General features: G+C 42.6%; 25 protein-coding genes and 1 pseudogene. All 26 read left to right on the forward strand.

The features are described 5' to 3' along the window. Positions 1–2 precede the first annotated feature (2 nt). The 26 genes and pseudogenes from cheA to rpsO all read left to right on the forward strand — a co-directional run bounded on the left by cheA (position 3) and on the right by rpsO (position 26,391). On the forward strand, positions 3–2,018 hold the full coding sequence (gene cheA, locus SC79_RS03940; protein ID WP_039073971.1) for a chemotaxis protein CheA: 2,016 nt from the start codon (positions 3–5) through the stop codon (positions 2,016–2,018). Between the two features lie 21 nt (positions 2,019–2,039). Next, positions 2,040–2,510: a chemotaxis protein CheW gene (gene cheW, locus SC79_RS03945; protein ID WP_039073972.1), complete on the forward strand. Its 471-nt coding sequence runs from the start codon at positions 2,040–2,042 to the stop codon at positions 2,508–2,510. An 18-nt stretch (positions 2,511–2,528) separates the two neighbouring features. Continuing rightward, the gene (gene cheC, locus SC79_RS03950) at positions 2,529–3,158 is read left to right on the forward strand and encodes a CheY-P phosphatase CheC (protein ID WP_010331080.1); all 630 of its coding nucleotides are present in this window, start codon (positions 2,529–2,531) and stop codon (positions 3,156–3,158) included. After that, positions 3,155–3,655 carry a chemoreceptor glutamine deamidase CheD gene (cheD, locus tag SC79_RS03955; RefSeq protein WP_039073973.1) on the forward strand — a complete coding sequence of 167 codons (501 nt, stop codon included), beginning with the start codon at positions 3,155–3,157 and terminating at the stop codon, positions 3,653–3,655. Before cheC ends, cheD begins: the two co-directional genes overlap by 4 nt. Before the next feature lie 22 nt (positions 3,656–3,677). Continuing rightward, a complete protein-coding gene (gene sigD / locus SC79_RS03960; RefSeq protein WP_010331078.1) occupies positions 3,678–4,442 on the forward strand; it encodes an RNA polymerase sigma-28 factor SigD in 765 nt (254 codons plus the stop codon). A gap of 28 nt (positions 4,443–4,470) precedes the next feature. Next, positions 4,471–4,974 carry a hypothetical protein gene (locus SC79_RS03965; protein WP_039073974.1) on the forward strand — a complete coding sequence of 168 codons (504 nt, stop codon included), beginning with the start codon at positions 4,471–4,473 and terminating at the stop codon, positions 4,972–4,974. Between the two features lie 143 nt (positions 4,975–5,117). Then, positions 5,118–5,858 (forward strand): 30S ribosomal protein S2, encoded by a 741-nt coding sequence (rpsB, locus tag SC79_RS03970; RefSeq protein WP_039073975.1) that lies wholly within the window; start codon positions 5,118–5,120, stop codon positions 5,856–5,858. 101 nt (positions 5,859–5,959) lie between these two features. After that, complete coding sequence (gene tsf / locus SC79_RS03975; RefSeq protein WP_039073976.1) at positions 5,960–6,841, forward strand: translation elongation factor Ts; 882 nt, start codon at positions 5,960–5,962, stop codon at positions 6,839–6,841. A 144-nt stretch (positions 6,842–6,985) separates the two neighbouring features. Beyond that, positions 6,986–7,708, forward strand: coding sequence for a UMP kinase (gene pyrH, locus SC79_RS03980; RefSeq protein ID WP_039073977.1), 723 nt, complete (start codon positions 6,986–6,988; stop codon positions 7,706–7,708). A 1-nt stretch (position 7,709) separates the two neighbouring features. After that, entirely contained in the window at positions 7,710–8,267 is a 558-nt protein-coding gene (gene frr / locus SC79_RS03985) for a ribosome recycling factor (RefSeq protein ID WP_039073978.1), read from the forward strand. A 130-nt stretch (positions 8,268–8,397) separates the two neighbouring features. Beyond that, on the forward strand, positions 8,398–9,180 hold the full coding sequence (locus SC79_RS03990; protein ID WP_039073979.1) for an isoprenyl transferase: 783 nt from the start codon (positions 8,398–8,400) through the stop codon (positions 9,178–9,180). A 3-nt stretch (positions 9,181–9,183) separates the two neighbouring features. After that, entirely contained in the window at positions 9,184–9,993 is an 810-nt protein-coding gene (cdsA, locus tag SC79_RS03995; protein WP_082022535.1) for a phosphatidate cytidylyltransferase, read from the forward strand. Positions 9,994–10,053: 60 nt separating this feature from the next. After that, a complete protein-coding gene (gene dxr / locus SC79_RS04000) occupies positions 10,054–11,205 on the forward strand; it encodes a 1-deoxy-D-xylulose-5-phosphate reductoisomerase (protein WP_039073981.1) in 1,152 nt (383 codons plus the stop codon). Positions 11,206–11,211: 6 nt separating this feature from the next. After that, entirely contained in the window at positions 11,212–12,480 is a 1,269-nt protein-coding gene (rseP, locus tag SC79_RS04005; RefSeq protein ID WP_082022536.1) for an RIP metalloprotease RseP, read from the forward strand. A 32-nt stretch (positions 12,481–12,512) separates the two neighbouring features. Next, on the forward strand, positions 12,513–14,207 hold the full coding sequence (proS, locus tag SC79_RS04010; RefSeq protein WP_039073983.1) for a proline--tRNA ligase: 1,695 nt from the start codon (positions 12,513–12,515) through the stop codon (positions 14,205–14,207). 108 nt (positions 14,208–14,315) lie between these two features. Next, positions 14,316–18,629, forward strand: coding sequence for a PolC-type DNA polymerase III (locus SC79_RS04015; protein WP_039073984.1), 4,314 nt, complete (start codon positions 14,316–14,318; stop codon positions 18,627–18,629). A 329-nt stretch (positions 18,630–18,958) separates the two neighbouring features. Continuing rightward, positions 18,959–19,429: a ribosome maturation factor RimP gene (rimP, locus tag SC79_RS04020; RefSeq protein WP_039073985.1), complete on the forward strand. Its 471-nt coding sequence runs from the start codon at positions 18,959–18,961 to the stop codon at positions 19,427–19,429. Positions 19,430–19,463: 34 nt separating this feature from the next. Beyond that, complete coding sequence (gene nusA / locus SC79_RS04025) at positions 19,464–20,582, forward strand: transcription termination factor NusA (RefSeq protein WP_039073986.1); 1,119 nt, start codon at positions 19,464–19,466, stop codon at positions 20,580–20,582. A gap of 13 nt (positions 20,583–20,595) precedes the next feature. Then, positions 20,596–20,871 (forward strand): glucose-induced regulator RulR, encoded by a 276-nt coding sequence (rulR, locus tag SC79_RS04030; RefSeq protein WP_039073987.1) that lies wholly within the window; start codon positions 20,596–20,598, stop codon positions 20,869–20,871. Between the two features lies 1 nt (position 20,872). Then, the gene (locus SC79_RS04035) at positions 20,873–21,175 is read left to right on the forward strand and encodes a YlxQ family RNA-binding protein (RefSeq protein ID WP_003220946.1); all 303 of its coding nucleotides are present in this window, start codon (positions 20,873–20,875) and stop codon (positions 21,173–21,175) included. Between the two features lie 19 nt (positions 21,176–21,194). Continuing rightward, positions 21,195–23,341 (forward strand): annotated as a pseudogene (gene infB, locus SC79_RS04040) (translation initiation factor IF-2). After that, entirely contained in the window at positions 23,338–23,616 is a 279-nt protein-coding gene (locus SC79_RS04045) for a DUF503 domain-containing protein (protein ID WP_010328005.1), read from the forward strand. Before infB ends, SC79_RS04045 begins: the two are co-directional and overlap by 4 nt. A 16-nt stretch (positions 23,617–23,632) precedes the next feature. Then, entirely contained in the window at positions 23,633–23,986 is a 354-nt protein-coding gene (gene rbfA, locus SC79_RS04050; protein ID WP_009967251.1) for a 30S ribosome-binding factor RbfA, read from the forward strand. A gap of 79 nt (positions 23,987–24,065) precedes the next feature. Further along, on the forward strand, positions 24,066–24,995 hold the full coding sequence (gene truB, locus SC79_RS04055; protein WP_039073988.1) for a tRNA pseudouridine(55) synthase TruB: 930 nt from the start codon (positions 24,066–24,068) through the stop codon (positions 24,993–24,995). Between the two features lie 18 nt (positions 24,996–25,013). Beyond that, on the forward strand, positions 25,014–25,964 hold the full coding sequence (gene ribF / locus SC79_RS04060) for a bifunctional riboflavin kinase/FAD synthetase (RefSeq protein WP_039073989.1): 951 nt from the start codon (positions 25,014–25,016) through the stop codon (positions 25,962–25,964). A gap of 157 nt (positions 25,965–26,121) precedes the next feature. Continuing rightward, the gene (gene rpsO, locus SC79_RS04065) at positions 26,122–26,391 is read left to right on the forward strand and encodes a 30S ribosomal protein S15 (protein WP_003154182.1); all 270 of its coding nucleotides are present in this window, start codon (positions 26,122–26,124) and stop codon (positions 26,389–26,391) included. The last annotated feature ends 166 nt before the right edge of the window (positions 26,392–26,557 follow it).

Raw genomic sequence — 26,557 nt, forward strand, 5'->3', positions numbered from 1 at the left:
AAATGGATATGAATCAGTATTTAGATGTCTTTATTGATGAGAGTAAAGAACATTTACAAACATGTAATGAAAAGCTTCTCCTTTTAGAGAAAGACCCGGCTGACCTTCAGCTCGTTCATGATATATTCAGGGCTGCCCATACATTAAAAGGAATGAGCGCAACGATGGGCTATACAGATTTAGCACATCTAACCCACCTGCTTGAAAACGTGCTGGATGCATTCCGAAATGGAGACATGGCAGTTACCGCAGATTGGCTTGACATTTTGTTTGAAGCTCTGGACCACCTAGAAGCTATGGTCCAATCTATTATTGACGGCGGAGACGGTAAAAGAGATATTTCAGAAGTGAGCGCCAAGCTTGATGTGAATGGTGCGCATGCTGAAACAGCTGCCTCTGCGGAGCCTGCAGAAGAACAGAGTTCAGCAGTTGATTGGGGATATGACGAATTTGAACGGACTGTCATACAAGAAGCGGAGGAGCAAGGTTTCAAACGATATGAAATCAAGATTTCTCTGAACGAAAACTGTATGTTAAAAGCAGTTCGGGTATATATGGTGTTTGAAAAACTTAATGAAGTCGGAGAAGTGGCTAAAACAATCCCAAGTGCGGAAGTGCTTGAAACAGAAGATTTCGGCACTGACTTTCAAGTTTGCTTCTTAACACATCAATCATCTGAAGAAATTGAACAATTAATCAATGGAGTTTCAGAAATTGAGCATGTCGAAGTCATTCAAGGGGCTCCTTTAACATCAGCTGAAAAGCCGGGAGAATCTAAGCCGGCGGAATCACAAGCGCCTGTACCGGTAAAGCAGGAAAAACAAAAACAGCCTGCCAAAAATGACGATCAGGCGAAGCATACCGCTGGGGGATCTAAAACAATCCGTGTCAACATTGACAGACTGGATTCTTTAATGAACTTATTTGAAGAGCTTGTCATTGACCGCGGGCGTCTAGAACAGATTGCAAAAGAGCTTGAGCACAATGAACTGACTGAAACGGTTGAACGAATGACCAGAATTTCCGGAGATTTGCAGTCAATTATTCTCAATATGAGAATGGTTCCGGTTGAAACTGTTTTTAACCGGTTCCCGAGAATGATTCGCCAGCTTCAAAAAGAGCTGAATAAAAAAATAGAACTCTCGATCATTGGTGCAGAAACTGAACTTGATCGAACAGTAATTGATGAAATCGGAGATCCTCTCGTTCACTTGATCAGAAACAGTATTGATCACGGTATCGAGTCTCCGGAAACGCGTTTGCAAAAGGGGAAACCGGAATCAGGAAAAGTTGTGCTAAAAGCTTATCACAGCGGCAACCATGTCTTTATCGAAGTAGAGGACGACGGCGCAGGCCTTAATCGCAAAAAAATTCTTGAAAAAGCGCTTGAGCGCGGCGTCGTTACGGAAAAAGAAGCTGAAACTTTAGAAGATAACCAAATTTACGAATTGATCTTCGCTCCAGGGTTCTCAACTGCTGATCAAATTTCTGACATTTCCGGCCGCGGCGTCGGACTTGACGTTGTGAAAAATAAACTGGAATCTCTTGGCGGTTCAGTAAGTGTGAAATCTGCAGAAGGCCAAGGCTCTCTATTCAGCATTCAGCTTCCGCTTACATTGTCCATTATTTCAGTTCTGCTGGTCAAATTGGAAGAAGAGACATTTGCCATTCCGATTTCTTCAATCATTGAAACAGCAGTTATTAACAGAAAAGACATTTTACAAACACATGACCGTGAAGTGATTGATTTTAGAGGGCACATTGTCCCTGTCGTTTATTTAAAAGAAGAGTTTAAAATAGATGATACAAGACAAGATGCGGAACAGCTCCATATTATTGTCGTGAAAAAAGGCGACAAACCTACTGCATTTGTAGTGGACTCCTTTATTGGTCAGCAGGAAGTTGTGCTGAAATCACTCGGAGATTATTTAACAAACGTCTTTGCAATTTCCGGAGCTACTATTTTAGGAGATGGAGAAGTAGCGCTCATTATTGATTGTAATGCACTGATTATTTAACCATTCGAGGAGGTGTCTCACATGACTGCAGAAATTAAAACAGGCGAAAAAATGATTGTTTTTGTGGTAAATGGCAAAGAATATGCCATTTCCGTCACTGAGGTGAAATCAATTGAAAAATGGCAAAAGCCGACGAGAGTGCCTGGCGTCGAACCATATATTTGCGGGGTAATCAATTTGCGCGGGGTGGTGACTCCGGTTATTGATTTTAGAAAGCGCCTGAATTTGCCAGAATATCAAATTACAGATGAAACACGAATTATCATTATTGCTTATCGTGATATTGAAGTTGGCTGGATTGTAGATGAAGCTAATGATGTGATTACCGTACACGAAAATGAAATAGAATCTGCTCCAGAAAGCGTCCAGAAAGATACGGGTGTGGCAATCGAACAGATTGTGAAACAAGAGAACAGACTCTTAAATATTATTGATGCGAACGCGGTTTTGGATAAAGAATCATCTCAGTCCGCTGTGCCCGATCAAGCTTAATCTTAAAGGGGTTATGACATGAGTATTTTTAATGGAATCAAAGAAGAGCAGATGGACATTTTGCGGGAAGTCGGCAATATTGGCGCCGGCCACTCCGCCTCTGCAATGGCCCAGCTGTTAAATAGAAAGATAGATATGGAAGTCCCGTTTGCAAAGCTGCTGTCTTTCGATGAACTTGTCGATTTTTTCGGCGGCGCCGATACCCCGGTTGCCAGCATCTTCTTAAGGATGGAAGGCGATTTAACGGGTTCAATGTTCTTTATAATGCCTTTTTATCAGGCGGAGCAGTTTATCAGAGAGCTGATTGGAAACCCCGAATTTGATATAGAGGATTTAGGTGAAGATCAAATGAGCTCATCCGCTTTGCATGAACTGGGCAATATTTTAGCAGGGTCATATTTAACAGCCTTGGCGGATTTGACGAAACTCCAGCTTTACCCAAGCGTACCTGAAGTTTCATTGGACATGTTCGGCGCTGTGATCAGCGAAGGGCTGATGGAGCTCAGTCAGGTTGGAGAACACGCTATTGTTGTCGACACGTCAATTTTTGACCAAAGCCATCAGCAGGAGCTGAAAGCGCATATGTTTATGCTGCCGGACTATGATTCATTTGAAAAGCTCTTTGTCGCCTTGGGTGCATCATTATGAGTACAACTGAGGCTGTTGTTGTAAAGGTTGGAATTGCTGATGTGAAGATCGCCCGCTTCCCGGAGACCATCAGGACCTCTGGCTTGGGGTCATGTGTGGGGCTGGTGCTTTATGATAAAGAAAAGCAAACAGCAGGGCTTGTTCACGTCATGCTGCCGGATTCAACATTATCGAAAACTGCCGAACTCAACCGGGCCAAGTACGCTGATACTGCCGTGAAGACCACAATTGATATGCTGGTAGAAGCGGGGTGCAGGAAATTTGCATTAAAAGCAAAGCTAGCCGGCGGATCGGAAATGTTTAAATTTAAATCAACAAATGATTTGATGAAGATCGGACCGAGAAATGTATTAGCGATAAAGGAACAGCTGTCTTTATATAAAATTCCTATCATTAGTGAAGATACGGGCGGCTCAAGCGGCCGGACGATAGAATTTGAACCGAAGTCCTGCATGCTGCATATTCGAACTGTTAAACAAGGTGAAAAAACGATTTAATAAAGGTATTAGGGGGATAACGATGCAATCCTTGAATTATGAAGATCAGGTGCTTTGGACGCGCTGGAAAGAGTGGAAAGATCCTAAAGCCGGTGACGATTTAATGCGCCGTTACATGCCGCTTGTCACATATCATGTAGGCAGAATTTCTGTCGGACTGCCGAAATCAGTGCATAAAGACGATCTAATGAGCCTTGGTATGCTTGGTTTATATGATGCCCTTGAAAAATTTGACCCCAGCCGGGACTTAAAATTTGATACCTACGCCTCGTTTAGAATTCGCGGTGCAATCATAGACGGGCTTCGCAAAGAAGATTGGCTGCCCAGAACCTCACGTGAAAAAACAAAGAAGGTTGAAGCGACAATTGAAAAGCTTGAACAGCGCTATCTTCGGAACGTAACGCCCGCAGAAATTGCAGAGGAACTCGGAATGACGGTACAGGATGTAGTGTCAACAATGAATGAAGGCTTTTTTGCCAATCTGCTGTCAATTGATGAAAAGCTCCATGATCAAGATGATGGTGAAAACATTCAGGTCATGATCAGAGATGACAAAAATGTTCCGCCTGAGGAAAAGATTATGAAGGATGAACTGATTGCGCAGCTTGCAGAAAAAATTCACGAACTCTCTGAAAAAGAACAGCTGGTCGTCAGTTTGTTCTACAAAGAGGAGTTGACATTGACAGAAATCGGACAAGTATTAAATCTTTCTACGTCCCGCATATCACAAATCCATTCAAAGGCACTATTTAAATTAAAGAATTTGCTTGAAAAAGTGATTCAATAAAGAATTTCATGGTTAGCGAGTGAAAAACATGTCAACACTATTATGGCTTTTAAGCTTTGCGCTCCACGGCGTTCTTCTGTACGCTGTCATGATCCTATATACAAGGCTCGCGGCTGTGAAAGAAACAGAAAAACAACAAAAGAAGATACTTGAAGAAACAGAAAACACCTTGGCGGCATTTCTTCTTGAATTAAAAGAAGAAAATGAGAAACTGATAGAAAATACCGATTCACTTCCAAGCCAAGCCGATGGAGAAGCCCAAACGCCAGACCTTCAGGACGCTAAAACATATTCAGAGCGGAATATAGTTCAAGAAGAAGAGAATCTTCCTGAACATATTGAAGGCCTGATTACTGAGGTTGAGCGTCAGGAAGAGAGCGTAAACAGCGATGCCCAAACTTTTGAAGACCAGGTCATAGATTTATATGAGCAGGGGTATTCAGCCAGTCAAATCGCTCAGAAACTGAAGAGCGGAAAGACAGAAATTGAGCTATTTTTAAAATTTCGCTCCAAAGGTGTAAAGGATTCTTGATTGTCGGATAAAGCTGTGTTATATTATGTCTTGGTGTTAAATACACACGCTTAACGATTTATGCAGAGGGTGCTGCAGGCGGCAGTTCTGCACAAAAATGACCTAAGCGGAGGAAAAAAACCATTATATTAGGAGGAAATAACATGTCAGTCATTTCTATGAAGCAATTGCTTGAAGCTGGTGTTCACTTCGGTCACCAAACACGCCGTTGGAACCCAAAAATGAAGCGTTACATTTTCACGGAGCGTAACGGAATCTATATCATTGACCTTCAAAAAACAGTCAAAAAAGTAGAGGAAGCTTACAACTTCACTAAAAATCTTGCTGCTGAAGGCGGAAAAATCCTTTTCGTCGGAACAAAAAAACAAGCTCAAGATTCTGTTAAAGAAGAAGCTCAGCGCTCTGGCATGTACTATGTCAACCAACGCTGGTTGGGCGGTACATTAACAAACTTTGAAACAATCCAAAAACGTATTAAACGTCTTAAAGACATTGAAAAAATGCAAGAAAACGGTACGTTTGAAGTACTTCCTAAAAAAGAAGTCGTTCAATTGAAAAAAGAATTAGAGCGTCTTGAAAAATTCCTAGGCGGAATTAAAGATATGAAGGATCTTCCTGATGCATTATTCATCATCGATCCTCGCAAAGAGCGTATCGCTGTTGCGGAAGCTCGTAAATTAAACATCCCTATCATCGGTATCGTTGATACTAACTGTGATCCTGATGAGATCGATGTTGTAATCCCAGCGAACGATGACGCTATCCGCGCTGTTAAACTTCTAACTTCTAAAATGGCAGATGCAATCTTAGAAGCGAAGCAAGGCGAAGAAGAAGCGGAAGTTGCTGAAGAAACTGCACCAGAAACTGAAACAACAACTGCGTAACCTATTTAAAAGGTGATAAGAGGGACTGCCTTTTATCACCTTTTTTCAAGAAAAATGTGTAATATACATACTCTTGTTTAAACATATAAGGAGGAATACAAATGGCAATTACTGCACAGCAAGTAAAAGAACTGCGCGAAAAAACTGGCGCGGGCATGATGGATTGTAAAAAAGCGTTAACTGAAACTGACGGAAATATGGACAAAGCAATTGACCTTTTAAGAGAAAAAGGAATTGCGAAAGCGGCGAAAAAAGCTGACCGTATCGCAGCGGAAGGTTCTACTATTATTAAAACTGACGGCAACAAAGGTGTTATCCTAGAAGTAAACTCCGAAACTGACTTCGTTGCGAAAAACGAAGGCTTCAAAGAGCTTCTTAACACGTTAGCTGACCACCTTCTTACAAATGCTCCAGCAAATGTTGAAGAAGCAATGGGTCAAAAAATGGAAAATGGTGCTACTGTTGAAGAGTACATCACAAGCGCAGTTGCTAAAATCGGTGAGAAAATCACTCTTCGCCGCTTTACAGTTCTTACAAAAGACGACAGCTCTGCATTCGGTGCTTACCTTCACATGGGCGGCCGCATCGGTGTATTAACTGTTCTGAACGGTACAACTGACGAAGAAATTGCGAAAGATATCGCTATGCACGTTGCTGCGGTTAACCCTCGTTACATTTCTCGCGATCAAGTATCTGAAGAAGAAAGAAATCATGAGCGGCAAATCCTAACTCAGCAAGCCCTTCAAGAAGGCAAACCTGAAAACATCGTAGCGAAAATGGTTGAAGGCCGTCTGAACAAATTCTTCGAAGAAATTTGTCTTTTAGATCAAGCGTTCGTTAAAAACCCAGATGAAAAAGTGAAACAAGTTGTCGCAGCGAAAAATGCAACTGTTCAAACTTATGTCCGCTATGAAGTTGGAGAAGGCATCGAAAAACGTCAAGAAAACTTTGCTGAAGAAGTAATGAACCAAGTGAAAAAATAATGGCGAAAAGATTTCGCGGCCAAGTCGCGTCTTTTCAGGCAGTATAGGGGACACAATTGTGTTCCCTATTTTTAAAACTATATTTACAAACCTTTTTTTCTCTTGCATAATAGAAAACGGCAATGTTTACACTTGGAGGTTATCATGGAAAAACCAAAATACAAACGTATCGTATTAAAGCTTAGCGGAGAAGCATTGGCAGGAGAACAGGGTAACGGAATTAACCCAACTGTCATTCAATCCATTGCAAAGCAAGTGAAAGAAATCGCTGAGCTTGAAGTCGAAGTGGCTGTTGTAGTAGGCGGCGGCAACTTATGGCGCGGAAAAACAGGAAGTGACCTGGGTATGGACCGTGCAACTGCTGATTATATGGGAATGCTGGCGACAGTTATGAATTCGCTTGCTCTTCAAGACAGCTTGGAAACACTCGGAATCCAGTCCAGAGTGCAAACATCCATTGAAATGAGACAAGTTGCTGAACCGTACATAAGAAGAAAAGCGATACGCCACTTAGAGAAAAAACGTGTCGTTATTTTCGCTGCGGGTACAGGAAACCCATATTTCTCAACTGATACGACAGCTGCACTGCGGGCTGCTGAAATTGAAGCAGACGTTATTTTAATGGCTAAAAATAATGTTGACGGTGTGTATAATGCGGATCCTAGAAAAGATGAAACAGCTGTTAAATATGAATCACTTTCTTATCTTGACGTTCTAAAAGACGGCCTGGAAGTCATGGATTCTACAGCATCATCTTTATGCATGGATAATGACATTCCGCTTATCGTCTTTTCTATTATGGAAGAAGGAAATATCAAACGTGCCGTTATCGGTGAATCAATCGGAACGATCGTGAGGGGGAAATAACGTGTCAAAAGAAGTCTTAACTCAAACTAAAGAAAAAATGGAAAAAGCAATTGCTGCTTATCAGCGCGAATTGGCTGCTGTACGTGCAGGCCGTGCCAATCCATCTTTGCTAGATAAAGTAACGGTAGAATATTACGGAGCACAGACACCTTTAAATCAGCTGTCTTCAATTAACGTGCCTGAAGCTCGTATGCTTGTGGTAACGCCTTATGACAAAACAGCTATCGGTGATATTGAAAAAGCGATTTTAAAAGCTGACTTAGGCGTAACGCCGACAAGTGACGGGAATATGATTCGAATTGCGATTCCTGCATTAACAGAAGAAAGACGTAAGGAATTAGTGAAAGTTGTAAAAAAATATGCTGAAGAGGCGAAAGTAGCTGTCCGTAACGTTCGCCGTGATGCTAACGATGATCTCAAAAAGCTTGAGAAAAACGGAGACATTACTGAAGATGAACTGCGTGCTTCCACTGAAGACGTTCAAAAACTGACAGATGAATATGTGTCAAAAATTGACAGTGTCACAAAAGACAAAGAAAAAGAAATCATGGAAGTTTAATGAAAAACTATGTACAATAGATAATAGTGAAAAGACCCTCTCATGTTTACAGGGGGTTTTTTTGTTAATACTGTTGATTACATCGGTTATCAGCAGGGAATGCAACCTTTTTGGGTGACGGAGGAATCTCATGCTCAACATACTCAAAAATTGGAAGAATCAGCAAACTGCGGCTTCCAACTTAGAACATTATACAAAAGAAGACATACTTAAGGGAGAAATTCCCGAACACATTGCCATTATCATGGATGGAAATGGCCGTTGGGCTAAAAAACGCTCTCTTCCCCGAATTGCAGGTCACCATGAAGGGATGAAGGTGGTAAAAAGGACAACGAAGCTTGCGAACGAACTTGGTGTCAAAGTACTGACGTTGTATGCATTTTCAACGGAAAACTGGAAGAGGCCGAAAATAGAAGTCGATTTTTTAATGAAGCTTCCTGAAGAATTTTTAAATACGTATCTCCCAGAGCTTGTTGAGGAAAATGTACAGGTCCGGATTATAGGGGATGAAACGGCTTTGCCGGCGCACACATTACGTGCGATTGAAAAGGCTGTACAGGATACAGCGCAAAATGATGGAATGATCCTTAATTTTGCTCTCAATTATGGTGGTCGTACCGAAATTGTCACTGCTGCAAAAACGCTTGCGGAAAAAGTGAAGGACGGGTCTTTGCATATTGAAGATATTGATGAATCACTTTTTGCTAATTACTTAATGACTGAATCTTTGCAGGATCCTGAACTTTTAATTCGGACGAGCGGCGAGATTAGGCTGAGCAATTTTATGCTATGGCAGGTTGCCTACAGCGAATTTGTGTTTACTGACGTCCTGTGGCCTGACTTTAAGGAAGATCACTTCTTAAAGGCGTTAGGAGAGTATCAGCAAAGGGGCCGGAGGTTTGGCGGAATTTAGAGGATGGTGGACATGAAACAAAGAATTTTGACAGGTGTTCTGGCAGCAATTGTATTTTTATTTTTGGTTATTGTCGGGAAATTGCCGTTCACCATATTAGTTTATGTAATGGGCAGTGTAGCGTTTTTTGAACTTTTACGGATGAAAAAGCTGAGGATGGTTTCACTGCCGGGTTTGATCGGTCTTTTCTTATTATGGGTGTTCTTATTGCCAAGCCAGTACTCGTTTTTTGAGGCGGATGGTATTTCAAAAATGGAAATCGCTTTGTTCGCGGTACTGCTTTTGCTGACTTACACAGTGTTGGTGAAAAACACCTTTACGTTTGATGAAGTCGGGTTTATTACGCTTGCAGCAATTTATATCGGAATGTGTTTTCATTATTTTATAGAAATCAGAAATCTTGACCAATATGGGTTAATATACATTTTCTATGCTTGTATTGTGATTTGGTCTACTGATTCCGGTGCATATTTTGTCGGAAAAGCGCTCGGTAAGCGAAAACTGTGGCCTGAAATCAGTCCGAATAAAACAGTGGAAGGATTCGCAGGCGGAATTGTCATCTCGCTTGTACTTGCGACGATTTTTCAACTTGTTGTACACCTTCCGATCCCGTATATCTATCTGCTGTTGATTACGCTGTTTTTATCTATTTTCGGCCAGCTTGGAGATTTAGTGGAATCCGCCTTGAAAAGACATTACGATGTTAAGGATTCCGGGCGTATTCTTCCAGGGCATGGCGGTATCTTGGACCGTTTTGACAGTTTCTTGTTTGTCATGCCTTTCTTGTACTTTCTGCTTGCCCTTTTTTCATAAAAAAGTCTAATATGAATATAAGAATGATCATGCAGCAAAAAGAATAGGAGTAGTGGCACTTTGAAAAATATTTGTCTTTTAGGAGCAACAGGGTCAATCGGCGAACAGACGCTCGATGTATTGCGTACGCATCAAGATCAATTTCAGCTGGTATCTATGTCGTTTGGCAGAAATATTGAGAAGGCTGTTCCGATGATAGAGGCCTTTCAGCCGAAATTTGTTTCTGTCGGTGATCTGGATACATATCATAAATTAAAACAAGTATCTTTTTCTTATGAATGCCAAATTGGGCTGGGAGAAGAAGGATTGATAGAAGCAGCGGTGTACGAAGAGGTAGACATTGTTGTCAACGCTTTGCTCGGAAGCGTCGGTCTTGTCCCGACGTTAAAGGCAATTGAACAGAAAAAAACAATTGCGCTTGCAAATAAGGAAACTCTCGTCACTGCAGGGCATATAGTTAAAGAACATGCGAAGAAATATGATGTTCCGCTGCTGCCTGTCGACAGTGAGCATTCGGCGATTTTTCAAGCACTCCAAGGCGAACAGGCAAAAAATATTGAACGCCTCATCATTACGGCCTCCGGCGGAAGCTTTCGGGACAAGACGCGGGAGGAGCTCGAATCGGTAACAGTTGAGGACGCATTAAAACACCCAAATTGGTCAATGGGTGCAAAAATTACGATCGATTCGGCTACAATGATGAATAAGGGATTAGAGGTGATCGAGGCACATTGGCTTTTCGATATACCATATGAACAAATTGATGTCATTTTACATAAGGAGAGCATCATCCATTCAATGGTTGAGTTTCATGACAGAAGTGTGATCGCACAGCTTGGAACTCCCGATATGAGGGTTCCAATTCAATATGCCCTCACTTATCCGGATCGGTCGCCATTACCGAATGCGAAAAGTCTTGAATTATGGGAAATCGGCAGCCTTCATTTTGAGAAAGCTGATTTTGACAGGTTCCGTTGCTTACAATTTGCTTTTGAATCAGGTAAAATAGGAGGAACAATGCCGACAGTGCTAAATGCGGCGAATGAAATAGCTGTCGCTGCCTTTTTAGCAGGCAAGATACCGTTTTTGGCTATTGAAGACTGTATCGAAAAGGCACTATCCCGCCATCAGGTAATGAACAAACCGAGCCTGGCGGACATTCAAGAAGTGGACAAAGATACCCGGGGATACGTCAACTCAATACTCACATAAGGTGGTATGTTCGTGAATACAGTTATAGCGTTTATCATTATTTTCGGAGCGCTCGTTTTCTTCCATGAACTGGGCCATTTATTGCTAGCCCAAAGAGCGGGAATTCTCTGCCGTGAATTTGCGATCGGATTCGGTCCAAAGATTTTTTCTTTCAAAAAAAATGAAACGGTTTATACGATTAGGCTGCTACCGGTCGGCGGATTTGTCCGTATGGCCGGGGAAGACCCGGAAATGATTGAGGTAAAACCCGGTTACACGGTAGGGCTTTTGTTTAATAAAGATGATCAAGTTGAGAAAGTCATTATTAATCAAAAGGAAAAGTACCCGGATGCTCTAGTCATTGAAGTAGAAACTGCTGATTTAGAGCATGACATGAAGATCACTGGCTATGAACAGGGGAAAGAGGATGAACTTTCCAACTTTACTGTCAGCGAAACATCCTTCTTCATTGTAGACGGAGAAGAAGTGCAAATTGCGCCGTATAATCGCCAATTTGGTTCCAAACCTGTGTGGCAGCGAATCAAAGCAATTGCTGCAGGGCCGATTATGAACTTTATTTTAGCTTACGTCATATTAGTGATGCTTGGGCTCATTCAAGGCGTACCTTCAAATGATCCTATGCTGGGACAGCTGACTGACAATGGGCGGGCAGCCGAAGCTGGGCTAAAAGAAGGAGATTATATTCAAAGCATTAACGGAGAGAAAATGAGGTCTTGGACGGACATTGTATCCGCTGTAAAGGAAAATCCGGAAAAAGAAATGGATGTTGCCGTAAAAAGAGATAACAAAACGCTTCATATTTCAGTGACTCCGGAAGCAGTAAAAGATGAGAACAAAAAAACGATCGGACGTTTCGGCTCCTATGCGCCGACTGAAAAAGGCGTTCTCTCAGCGGTTGCTTACGGCGCGACATCAACAGTTGATGTCACTAAAGCCATTTTAACCAACTTAAGCAAATTAGTAACAGGCCAATTTAAACTTGACATGCTGTCAGGTCCTGTCGGCATATATGACATGACAGACCAGGTGGCGAAAACAGGGTTAGTGAACTTATTCCAGTTTGCTGCGTTTTTAAGCATTAACCTTGGGATTGTCAACCTGCTTCCGATTCCGGCACTTGACGGTGGAAGACTGTTATTTCTCTTTATTGAAGCGATTCGGGGCAAACCGATTAACAGGGAAAAAGAAGCTTTTGTTGTGTTTATCGGGGTGGCTTTCCTAATGCTTCTTATGCTGGTTGTCACATGGAACGATATCCAGCGGCTGTTCTTGTAAACGAAAAGTAAATCAATCAGAGGTGCGAAGAAATGAGACAAAGTTTGACGCTTATTCCTACGCTCCGTGAAGTTCCAGCTGATGCCGAAGCAAAAAGTCATCAGCTTCTTCTGAGAGCAGGATTTATCAGACAGAATACGAGCGGGGTATACAGCTATATGCCTCTGGCATATAAAGTGATTCAAAACATTCAGCAGATTGTTCGTGAAGAAATGGAGAAAATTGATGCCGTGGAAATGCTTATGCCCGCATTGCAGCAGGCTGAAACATGGCAGGAATCAGGCAGATGGTATACGTATGGTCCTGAGCTGATGAGGCTAAAAGACCGTCATGGCCGTGAATTTGCTTTAGGGGCAACGCATGAAGAAGTTATCACTTCACTTGTACGCGATGAGGTTAAATCTTATAAGCGTCTCCCTCTGACCCTTTATCAAATTCAATCTAAGTTCAGAGATGAAAAACGTCCTCGCTTCGGCCTGTTAAGAGGCCGCGAATTTATTATGAAGGATGCGTATTCTTTCCATGCATCTGAAGAGAGCCTGGATGAAACGTATCAAAAAATGTACGAGGCCTATTCTAATATTTTCGCCCGCTGCGGGATCAATGTTAGACCTGTTATCGCAGATTCAGGCGCAATGGGAGGAAAGGATACGCACGAGTTTATGGCGCTTTCTGCCATCGGAGAGGATACAATTGCGTATTCCGATGAATCACAGTATGCGGCTAATATCGAAATGGCTGAAGTTCTTTATCAAGAAGCACCTTCTGATGAGGAGCCTAAAGCTTTAGAGAAAGTCCACACGCCTAACGTGAAAACAATAGAAGAACTGACTGCGTTTTTACAGGTGTCCGCCGACGCATGCATCAAGTCAGTCTTGTTTAAAGCAGATGACCGTTTTGTCTTAGTGCTTGTAAGAGGCGACCATGAAGTCAACGATATTAAAGTGAAAAACTTGCTTCATGCAGAAGTTGTTGAGCTTGCTTCCCATGAAGAGGTCATTCAGCAGCTCGGAACAGAGCCTGGCTTTGTCGGCCCTGTCGGTGTCAATCAAGATGTTGAAGTATATGCAGATCAAGCAGTGAAAGCAATGGTCAATGCTGTTGCCGGTGCAAATGAAGGAGATCATCATTATCAAAATGTCAACGTAACCCGTGACGCGCAAATCAAAGAATTTGCTGATCTTCGTTTTATTAAAGAAGGCGATCCTTCACCAGACGGCAAAGGCACAATCCGTTTTGCAGAAGGAATCGAAGTCGGACAAGTCTTTAAGCTTGGAACACGCTATTCAGAAGCGATGAATGCGACATATTTAGATGAAAACGGGCGCGCACAGCCAATGCTGATGGGCTGTTACGGAGTCGGCGTGTCAAGAACACTTTCTGCTATTGCTGAACAGCATCACGATGAAAAAGGATTAATATGGCCAAAAAGCGTTGCCCCGTACGATCTTCACATTCTTGCTTTGAATGTGAAAAACGATGGGCAAAGAGAGCTTGCTGAAAAGCTGTATGCTGAATTAAAAGTGGGAGGCTATGAAGTGCTTTATGACGATCGTGCTGAGCGCGCCGGTGTAAAATTCGCTGATTCAGATCTCATCGGCCTTCCAATCCGCATCACAGTCGGAAAACGTGCGGACGAAGGAATTGTCGAAGTGAAAGTCCGCAAAACAGGTGAGTCAACTGAGATTTCAGTAGACGAATTATCTGCATTTATCAGCAAGCAGTAATCACCATAACGATTTATCAAAAAACATGTTAAAATAGAAATAATAGAAGGTACCTCATTGCCTGGGGTACCTTCACTTATGATGTTTTTAGGGAGGGATACTGTCTGAATGGAACAGTTATCAGTCAACAGAAGGCAGTTTCAAATTCTTCTGCAGCAGATTAATATGACAGATGATACCTTCATGACATATTTTGAAGATGGCGAGATTAAAAAGCTGGCGATACACAAAGCTTCAAAGTCTTGGCATTTTCATTTTCAATTTAAATCTTTGCTGCCTTTTCAAATATATGACACATTAACAACGAGGCTGACGCAATCGTTTGCCCACATAGCAAAAGTGACATCTTCAATCGAAGTGCAAGATGCCGAGATCAGTGAAAGTCTTGTACAAGACTACTGGTCACGCTGCATTGAAGAGCTGCAAGGCATTTCACCGCCGATTATCAGCCTATTAAACCAGCAAAAACCGAAACTGAAGGGCAATAAGCTGATTGTCAAAACAAAAACGGACACGGAGGCAGCTGCTCTTAAGAGCAAATATAGTTCCATGATTCAAGACGGCTACCGCCAATTTGGTTTCCCGGACCTTCAGCTTGATGCCGAAATCTTTGTATCCGAACAAGAAGTTCAAAAGTTTCGGGAGCAAAAGCTTGCGGAAGACCAAGAGCGAGCCATGCAGGCGCTGATTGAAATGGAGAAGAAAGATAAAGAAAGTGATGAAGACCAAATGCCATCCGGTCCTCTTGTTATCGGTTATCAAATTAAAGATAACGAAGAAATCCGGACACTTGACAGCATTATGGACGAAGAACGGAGAATTACGGTCCAAGGTTACGTGTTTGATGTGGAGACCCGAGAGCTGAAAAGCGGGCGCACGTTGTGTATCTTCAAAATTACAGACTACACAAATAGTATTTTAATCAAAATGTTTGCACGTGAAAAAGAAGATGCGGCACTGATGAAATCTCTGAAAAAAGGAATGTGGGTAAAAGCACGCGGCAGCATTCAAAATGACACTTTTGTCAGAGATCTCGTTATGATCGCAAATGACGTGAACGAAATGAAAGCGAAAACCCGTGAAGATTCGGCTCCTGAAGGAGAAAAAAGAGTGGAATTGCACTTGCATTCCCCAATGAGCCAAATGGATGCTGTCACGGGTATCGGAAAACTCGTCGAACAGGCGAAAAAATGGGGTCATGAGGCCATCGCTTTGACGGACCATGCTGTCGTTCAATCCTTCCCTGATGCGTATTCCGCCGCTAAAAAGCATGGAATTAAAATGATTTACGGGATGGAAGCGAACCTCGTTGATGATGGCGTGCCAATCGCTTATAATGCTGCACATCGTTTGCTTGAGGAAGAAACATATGTTGTGTTTGACGTCGAGACGACTGGCTTATCTGCTGTATACGATACGATCATTGAGCTGGCTGCAGTAAAAGTAAAAGACGGAGAAATTATTGACAAATTTGAGGCGTTTGCGAACCCGCATCGTCCGCTTTCAGCCACAATCATAGAGCTGACCGGCATCACCGATGATATGCTTCGCGACGCTCCAGATGTCGTAGATGTCATAAGAGATTTCAGAGAATGGATCGGCGATGATATCCTTGTCGCCCATAATGCGAGTTTTGATATGGGATTCTTAAACGTAGCTTATAAAAGGCTTCTTGAAGTCGAAAAAGCTAAAAACCCAGTTATTGATACGCTTGAGCTTGGCCGTTTTCTCTATCCTGAATTTAAGAACCACCGTTTGAACACACTTTGTAAAAAGTTTGATATCGAACTCACACAGCATCACCGTGCGATCTACGATACGGAAGCGACTGCTTATTTGCTCCTGAAAATGCTGAAGGACGCAGCTGAAAAAGGCATTCAGTATCATGATGAGCTGAATGAAAATATGGGGCAGTCCAACGCTTATCAAAGATCGAGGCCTTATCACGCAACCTTACTTGCTGTAAATAACACAGGGCTTAAAAATTTATTTAAGCTTGTGTCACTATCTCATATTCATTATTTTTACAGAGTGCCTCGTATCCCAAGATCTCAGCTTGAGAAATACAGGGAAGGGCTTCTCATCGGTTCAGCCTGTGACAGGGGAGAGGTTTTTGAAGGCATGATGCAAAAATCGCCTGAAGAGGTGGAAGATATCGCGTCATTCTACGATTATCTTGAGGTTCAGCCGCCGGAAGTATACCGTCACTTGCTGGAGCTTGAACTGGTGCGCGATGAAAAAGCGCTGAAAGAAATTATTGCCAATATCACGAAACTGGGTGAAAAGCTTAATAAACCGGTTGTGGCTACAGGAAATGTTCATTACTTGAATGATGAGGATAAAATCTACAGGAAGATCTTAATTTCCTCCCAAGGCGGGGCTAATCCGCTGAACAGGCATGAACTGCCGAAAGTGCATTTCAGAACGACAGACGAAATGCTTGAAGCATTTTCATTCTTAGGTGACGAAAAAGCGAAGGAAATCGTTGTCGCCAATACCCAAAAGGTTGCTTCTATGATCGATGACATCAAGCCGATTAAAGACGATTTGTACACACCGAAAATCGAAGGCGCCGATGAAGAGATCAGAGAAATGAGCTATCAGCGTGCTAAAAGCATTTACGGAGAAGAGCTGCCTGACATTGTGGAAGCGCGGATTGAAAAAGAATTAAAGAGTATCATTGGCCACGGCTTCGCTGTTATTTATTTGATCTCTCACAAACTTGTAAAACGTTCACTGGATGACGGATATCTCGTAGGTTCCCGTGGTTCCGTAGGCTCCTCATTGGTTGCGACGCTTACTGAGATCACTGAGGTCAACCCGCTGCCGCCGCATTATGTATGCTCTGAGTGCCAGCATTCTGAGTTCTTTAATGACGGGTCTGTCGGTTCGGGTTTTGACCTGCCTGACAAGCTCTGTCCTCATTGCGGAACGCCTCTGAAAAAAGACGGCCATGATATTCCGTTTGAAACGTTCTTAGGATTTAAAGGGGACAAAGTGCCTGATATTGATTTGAACTTCTCAGGGGAATATCAGCCGCAAGCACACAATTACACAAAAGTATTGTTCGGAGAGGACAACGTATATCGAGCGGGAACGATAGGAACCGTTGCAGAAAAAACAGCTTACGGGTATGTAAAAGGCTACGCCGGAGACCATAATCTTCATATGCGCGGGGCCGAAGTAGATCGGCTCGTACAGGGATGTACAGGTGTCAAACGGACGACCGGACAGCACCCTGGGGGTATTATCGTAGTTCCGGATTATATGGATATTTATGATTTTTCACCAATTCAGTTTCCGGCAGATGCCACAGGTTCAGAATGGAAAACGACGCACTTTGATTTCCATTCCATCCATGACAACCTGTTAAAGCTGGATATTCTCGGACACGATGACCCGACCGTCATTCGGATGCTGCAAGACTTAAGCGGAATTGATCCGAAAACCATTCCAACTGATGATCCTGAAGTAATGAAGATCTTCCAGGGAACCGAATCACTCGGTGTTACAGAAGAACAGATTGGCTGTAAAACAGGTACTCTTGGAATCCCTGAATTCGGAACCCGATTTGTGCGGCAGATGCTTGAAGATACAAAGCCGACAACTTTTTCCGAGCTCGTTCAGATTTCAGGCTTGTCTCACGGAACTGATGTATGGCTCGGCAATGCGCAGGAACTCATCCACAATAATATCTGCGAGCTGAGTGAAGTGATCGGCTGCCGTGATGACATTATGGTTTATTTAATCTATCAAGGCCTTGAGCCGTCCCTTGCCTTTAAAATCATGGAATTTGTGCGTAAAGGAAAAGGATTAACGCCTGAATGGGAAGAAGAAATGAAAAATAACAATGTCCCGGACTGGTATATTGATTCTTGTAAAAAGATTAAATACATGTTCCCGAAAGCCCATGCCGCGGCTTATGTATTAATGGCGGTCCGTATCGCTTACTTTAAAGTGCATCACGCACTATTGTATTATGCGGCTTATTTTACTGTTCGTGCAGACGACTTTGATATCGATACGATGATTAAAGGCTCTACAGCAATCAAATCCGTAATGGAGGACATTAACGGTAAAGGGCTTGATGCTTCACCGAAGGAAAAAAACCTTCTCACTGTGTTAGAACTATCGCTTGAAATGTGTGAGAGGGGCTATTCATTCCAAAAAGTCGATTTATATCGCTCCAGCGCTGCTGAGTTTATCATAGACGGCAATAGCCTGATCCCGCCGTTTAACTCCATTCCAGGACTAGGGACGAACGCAGCTCTGAATATTGTAAAGGCTCGTGAAGAAGGCGAATTCCTCTCTAAAGAAGATTTGCAAAAAAGAGGGAAAGTGTCCAAAACGATTTTAGAGTATTTAGATCGCCATGGCTGTCTGGAATCACTGCCTGATCAAAACCAATTGTCACTGTTTTAACATGGAAAGCAGAGTTTCTTTGGAAATTCTGCTTCTATGTATACATAAGCGCAAAAAGTGACATTGTAACATCAAACCCTCTGTCACGTTGCTTAGGTGAAAGTAAGCGCATATCCATTTGCAATAAAAATATGGTTATGGTATAGTTTTATTGGAAATGCTAACGATTACCGAGGCAAAGAGTGGGGAAACCCGCTCTTTTGTATTGAACAGGAGAATTTTGTCTCGACATGTTCATCGTTTACTTTTAACCCCTGCTCTTTTGAAGCAGGGTTTTTATGCAGAGTGACGAGACGAATATGAGATCGACAGCACAAGGAGGAAGAACATTGAGCAAAAAAGTGACTGACACCGTTCAAGAGATGGCTCAGCCAATCGTAGACAGCCTTCAGCTGGAACTCATCGACATTGAATTTGTCAAAGAGGGTCAAAGCTGGTTCCTTCGCGTGTTTATTGATTCCGATGACGGTGTGGATATTGAGGAATGTGCCAAAGTAAGCGAAGCTTTAAGCGAAAAGCTTGATGAGGCAGACCCAATCAGCCAAAATTACTTTCTTGAAGTCTCATCTCCAGGAGCTGAGCGTCCGCTAAAGAAAAAAGCCGATTTTGAAAAATCACTTGGAAAAAATGTGTACATTAAGACGTATGAGCCTATTGAGGGCGCAAAAGTGTTTGAAGGTGAACTGGCTGAATTTGATGGACAAACAGTGACAGTTGAGATCACGATCAAAACAAGAAAGAAACGGATCAATATTCCGTATGACAAAATAGCTAATGCAAGACTAGCTGTTACATTCTAATGAATACAAATGCTTTAAGGGGGGAGACCGTTAAATGAGCAGTGAATTATTAGATGCTCTCACGATTCTTGAAAAAGAAAAAGGCATCAGTAAAGAAATTATCATTGAAGCAATCGAAGCTGCGTTAATTTCTGCTTATAAGCGGAATTTTAATCAAGCGCAAAATGTACGGGTAGATTTAAACCGTGAAACAGGCTCCATCCGTGTTTTTGCTAGAAAAGATGTCGTTGACGAAGTATACGACCAAAGACTGGAGATCTCTATTGAAGAGGCGCAGGGCATCCATCCGGAATATATGGTCGGCGATGTCGTTGAAATCGAAGTAACACCTAAAGATTTCGGGCGCATAGCTGCTCAAACAGCGAAGCAGGTCGTCACACAGCGTGTGCGGGAAGCTGAGCGCGGCGTGATTTATTCTGAATTTATCGACCGTGAAGAAGATATTATGACAGGTATCGTTCAGCGGCTGGACAATAAGTTTATCTACGTGTCCTTGGGCAAAATAGAAGCTTTGCTGCCGGTTAATGAGCAAATGCCAAATGAAAGCTACAAGCCTCATGACCGCATTAAGGTATTTATCACAAAAGTGGAAAAAACGACGAAGGGCCCGCAGATTTACGTATCTAGAACACATCCAGGCCTGTTAAAGCGCTTGTTTGAAATCGAAGTGCCTGAAATTTATGATGGAACTGTGGAGCTGAAATCTGTTGCCAGAGAAGCCGGCGACCGTTCAAAAATTTCGGTTCGCACAGACGACCCTGACGTCGATCCTGTCGGCTCATGCGTAGGCCCTAAAGGCCAGCGTGTTCAGGCGATCGTCAATGAATTAAAAGGTGAAAAAATTGACATTGTCAACTGGTCTAGTGATCCTGTAGAATTTGTCGCGAATGCACTCAGCCCTTCGAAAGTGCTGGATGTCATCGTTAATGAGGAGGAAAAAGCGACAACTGTTGTTGTTCCTGATTACCAGCTGTCTCTAGCGATTGGCAAAAGAGGACAAAACGCACGCTTAGCTGCTAAACTGACAGGCTGGAAGATTGATATTAAGAGCGAAACGGACGCAAGAGAACTTGAAATCTATCCGAGAGAACTTGAAGAAGAAGACGATGAGCCGCTCTTTACGGAGCCTGAAACTGCTGAATCGGATGAATAAGAGGTGACCTTAGGTGAATAAACACAAGAAGATCCCGTTACGCAAATGTGTAGTGACTGGTGAAATGAAGCCTAAAAAGGAACTGATCCGAGTTGTACGTTCGAAAGAAGGCGAAATCTCCGTAGACCCGACCGGAAAGAAGAACGGGCGGGGTGCGTATGTAACGCTGGATAAAGAGTCTATCTTAGCAGCAAAAAAGAAAAACACTTTGCAAAATCAATTTCAATCACAAATCGATGACCAGATTTTCGAAGAATTGCTGGAGCTGGCGGAAAAGGTGAAAAAATAAAATGTCTGGAATGGAATGGTTTCCCTTGCTGGGTCTGGCCAATCGAGCTCGTAAGGTCGTGTCAGGCGAGGACTTGGTAATTAAAGAAATCAGGAATGCGCGTGCAAAGCTTGTCCTGCTTACAGAGGATGCGTCTTCTAACACAGCGAAAAAAGTAACCGACAAGTGCAATTATTATAAAGTCCCTTATAAAAAAGTCGAGAGTCGCGCGGTTCTTGGACGCTCTATCGGTAAAGAAGCCCGTGTCGTTGTCGCCGTCACTGACCAAGGTTTTGCGAATAAGCTGATCAGCTTGCTCGATTAATATTTTTGGGGGTGAACGAATGGCTAAAATGAGAGTATACGAATATGCAAAAGCGTTAAATGTTTCAAGTAAGGAAATTTTGACCGCACTGAAAAACATGAATTTAGAAGTGAATAATCATATGGCCATGCTTGAAGAAAAGGCTATTAAACAGCTTGATGCCAAATATAAAAAGGGCGGCGCAGCCGTTAAATCTCAAAAGCCTGCAGAAACGAACAAAAACAAACAGACGCAAGGGGTTAATCAGCAATCTGCTGGAAATCAACCAAATAAAATTCGAGACGGAAAGAAGAATGACGTGCAGAATAATCAATTTAACAAAAACAAGAAGAATAACAACAACAAAAAAATAAACGCAACCACAATAACAAAAACCAACATCAGCAAAAGCCTGTAAAGCCGAAAAAAGAGCTTCCTGAGAAAATTACATTCTCTGGCACTTTAACAGTCGGCGCATTGGCTGAGGAGCTTGGCAAAGAGCCTTCAGAACTCATTAAAAAGCTGATGCTTCTTGGCGTAATGGCAACCATTAACCAAGAGCTTGATAAAGATACAATTGAACTCATTGCATCGGAATATGGTGTAGAAACAGAAGAAGTCATTGTGCTTGAAGAAACAGAACTTGAAAAATATGAAGAGCCCGATAAAGAAGAGGATCTTGAAATTCGTCCTCCTGTCGTGACAATCATGGGTCACGTTGACCATGGGAAAACGACGCTTCTTGACAGCATCCGTAAAACGAAGGTTGTTGAAGGAGAAGCAGGCGGAATCACCCAGCATATCGGTGCTTACCAAATTGAAGAGAACGGCAAAAAAATTACGTTCTTGGATACTCCGGGCCACGCCGCATTTACGACAATGCGTGCGCGCGGTGCAGAAGTAACTGATATTACGATTCTCGTTGTGGCTGCAGATGACGGTGTAATGCCGCAAACTGTAGAAGCGATTAACCATGCAAAAGCAGCTGAGGTTCCAATTATCGTTGCTGTGAATAAAGTTGATAAAGAATCCGCAAATCCTGACCGTGTGATGCAAGAACTGACGGAATACGGACTTGTCCCTGAAGCTTGGGGCGGAGAAACCATTTTTGTTCCACTTTCCGCTTTAACCGGAAAAGGCATTGATGAACTCGTTGAAATGATTTTGCTTGTCAGTGAAGTAGAGGAACTGAAAGCGAATCCGAAACGCCAGGCAAAAGGAACGGTTATTGAAGCGGAACTTGATAAAGGCAGAGGATCAGTTGCGACATTGCTCGTACAGACTGGAACACTGCATGTCGGTGATCCGATTGTAGTCGGCAACACATTTGGCCGTGTCCGTGCAATGGTAAACGACATTGGACGCCGCACGAAAACTGCTGGCCCGTCAACTCCGGTTGAAATTACCGGCTTGAATGATGTCCCTCAAGCGGGAGACCAATTCCTTGTCTTTAAGGATGAAAAAACAGCACGTTCTGTCGGGGAAGCCCGTGCTTCGAAACAGCTTGAAGAGCAGCGCAGCGATAAAGCGAAGCTCAGTCTTGATGACTTATTCGAGCAAATTAAACAAGGTGATGTAAAAGACATCAACCTTATCGTAAAAGCTGACGTTCAAGGATCGGCAGAAGCCTTAACCGCTGCCCTTCAAAAAATTGAAGTGGAAGGCGTTAAAGTGAAAATCATCCATACAGGCGTTGGTGCGATTACTGAATCTGACATTATCCTGGCATCTGCTTCCAATGCAATTGTTATCGGGTTTAATGTGAGACCGGACGGAAATGCTAAGAGTACGGCTGAAGCTGAAAATGTAGATATTCGACTTCACCGTATCATTTACAAAGTCATTGACGAGATTGAAGCTGCTATGAAAGGTATGCTTGATCCTGAATATGAAGAAAAAGTAATTGGTCAAGTAGAAGTGCGCCAAACATTCAAAGTATCTAAGATCGGTACAATTGCCGGCGGATATGTTACTGAAGGAAACATTACGCGCGACAGCGGCCTCCGTTTAATTCGTGATGGTGTTGTCATCTTCGAAGGCGAAGTAGATGTTCTGAAACGCTTTAAAGACGATGTGAAAGAAGTTTCACAAGGCTATGAATGTGGTATTACAATTAAGAAATACAATGACATTCGCGAAGGTGACATCCTTGAAGCGTTTGTCATGCAAGAAATTGAAAGAAAGTGATCGGATTTGCGGAATGTGAATGCATCATTTATGATGCAGGATCGTTAAAAGAAAAGCGTGCCGTTCTGAAGCGTGTTTTAACCAGGGTTCAAAACAAGTTCAATGTCTCGATTTCGGAGATTGACTATCAGGACACATGGCAAAGGACCAGCTTCGGAATCGCCGCTGTTTCTTCCTCTCGCGTTCAAACAGAAAAAGAGCTGCAGCGCGTCCTAGCGTTTATCGATTCTTTTCCTGAAATTGAACGGACGATCACTAGGACAGAGTGGTTTTAACTTAGAGGTGATTGAATTGAGTATGAGAGCAAACCGTGTCGGCGAGCAAATGAAAAAAGAACTCGGTGACATTATCAGCCGCAAGCTGAAAGATCCGAGAATTGGTTTTCTGACAGTAACCGATGTACGTGTATCAGGTGATTTGCAAATTGCAAAGGTGTATATCTCGGTTCTCGGTGACGAGAAAAAACGGGAGGAAGCGCTGAAAGGGCTGGCAAAGGCGAAAGGGTTTATCCGATCCGAAATCGGCAGCCGCATCAGACTTCGAAAAACGCCTGAAATTGAATTTGAGTTCGATGAATCAATCGATTACGGAAATCGAATCGAAACGCTGATTCACGAATTGCATTCAGAGAAACCATCTGAATAAAAAAGGAGAGGATAGGCGTATATCGTCTGTCCTCTTTCTTCGTTTAACGAAAAAACTCAAAAGAAGGAGTGAAAGACAAATGGTTAATGGAGTTCTCCTTTTACATAAACCGGTTGGCATGACATCGCACGACTGTGTCATGAGAATCCGAAAACTGTTAAAAACAAAAAAAGTAGGTCATACGGGAACGCTCGATCCAGAAGTCTCAGGCGTACTTCCGATTTGTGTGGGAAGGGCGACTAAAATCGTCGAATACTTAACTGAAAAATCTAAAACATATGACGCGGAAATAACACTTGGCTTTTCTACGACAACAGAGGACCAAACAGGAGAAACGGTTGAAACAAAGCCTGTTAACCAAGACATTGATAAAGCAGATGTTGAAAAAGTTCTAAACAGCTTAAAGGGTAAACAAGAACAAATTCCTCCCATGTATTCAGCTGTCAAAGTAAACGGCAAAAAGCTATACGAATATGCTAGGGCAGGGATTGAAGTAGAACGTCCGAAACGTATGATTACCATTGAAGACATTGATTTAACGACAGAGATTAAACATAATGGAGAAACCGCAAGCTTCCGTTTTACAGTGACATGCTCCAAAGGAACCTATGTCAGAACGCTGGCGGTCATGATTGGGGAAAAGCTCGGATATCCGGCTCACATGTCTCATTTAATCCGTACAGCATCCGGAGATTTTTCTCTCGACGAATGCTTTACCTTTGATGAACTGGAAGCACAGGCTCAGTCCGGAAACGTGGAAGAGCATGCAGTTCCTATTGAACGCGCGCTCAATCATTTGCCGAAATGGGTCATAAGTGATACATTAGCTAAGAAAGTAGAAAATGGGGCTTTGCTTGAGACGCCCGAGCAGTTTTCTGAAATGACCAGTGAAGACCGCATTGCCGTCTTTACTGAATCCGGAAGCTGTTTGGCGATCTATTTCCCCCATCCTGCTAAAATAGGGCTGTTAAAGCCGGCAAAAGTATTGATGCAAAAAAGCGAACAATAGAAAAAAGGTGACCGTTCTGTGAAGACGATACATATTACACATCCTCATCATTTAATCAAAGAGGAGCAGGCAAAGTCTGTGATGGCGTTAGGGTATTTTGACGGCGTTCATCTGGGACATCAAAAGGTAATCGGCACAGCGAAGCAGATAGCTGAAGAAAAGGGCCTGACATTAGCTGTAATGACCTTTCATCCTCATCCTTCTCATGTATTGGGCAGGAATCGGGAGCCAAAGGATCTGATTACGCCTCTTGAAGATAAAATTAATCAAATTGAACAATTAGGCACAGATATTCTGTATATTGTTACATTTAATGAAGCATTTGCTGCCCTTTCTCCTAAGCAGTTTGCAGACCAGTATATTATCGGTCTTAATGTGCAGCACGCAGTGGCGGGCTTTGACTTTACGTACGGCAAATACGGCAAGGGAACTATGGAGACCATGCCGCTTGATTTAGACGGAAAAGCTGAGTGCACAATGGTTGAAAAATTAATGGAACAGGACAAAAAAATCAGTTCTACGTATATCCGCACCGCGCTTCAAAACGGAGATGTTGAATTGGCAAAAGTCTTGCTTGGACAGCCTTATTATATCAAAGGAATTGTCATTCACGGTGATAAGAGAGGGCGGACCATCGGGTTTCCGACAGCAAATGTCGGTTTAAATAATAGCTATATCGTTCCGCCGACAGGTGTATATGCCGTAAAAGCGGAAGTGAACGGCGAAGCCTACAATGGCGTTTGCAATATCGGTTATAAGCCGACGTTTTATGAAAAACGTCCGGAGCAGCCTTCAATCGAGGTCAATTTGTTTGATTTCGATCAGGAGGTATACGGAGCCGCTATAAAAATCGAATGGTATAAACGGATTCGGAGCGAGCGGAAATTCAATGGCATCAAAGAATTAACAGAGCAAATTGAGAAGGATAAGCAGGAAGCCATCCGTTATTTCAGCAATCTGCGGAAATAACATGCAATGGACACAAATTTTATTCTAAAATATTTGCATATAGGCCTGATTTTTAGTATGATAGTTCTCGTAGTCTTAAAACCATTGCTTGGCAATCCGAAGTCACCGACGGTTGCTAGGTAACTGGGGCTAAATTTGATTTTGGAGGTGAAACAGGATGGCAATTACTCAAGAGCGTAAAAACCAACTCATCAGTGAGTTCAAAACACACGAATCTGATACTGGATCTCCAGAAGTTCAGATCGCTATCCTAACTGACTCAATTAACAACTTGAACGAGCATTTACGTACTCACAAGAAAGACCACCATTCACGTCGCGGTCTTCTTAAAATGGTAGGTAAGCGTCGTAATCTTCTTACGTATCTGCGTAATAAAGACGTAACTCGTTACCGTGAGTTAATTAACAAACTAGGCTTACGTCGATAATCGTAAAAAGCGGGAGGATTCCCGCTTTTTTATCGTATTAAAGCGAAAATTACTTATAACAAATCATTGAAATCCTTTTACATACTACTTTGACATTGATATGTTCAATTCATTTCGTTCATAATAGGAGTAATTGATTATTTCACACAACGAAGAGAGGAGTTCG

This window comes from Bacillus sp. MSP13 (assembly GCF_000815295.1).
In the GTDB taxonomy this organism is placed as follows: domain Bacteria; phylum Bacillota; class Bacilli; order Bacillales; family Bacillaceae; genus Bacillus; species Bacillus vallismortis.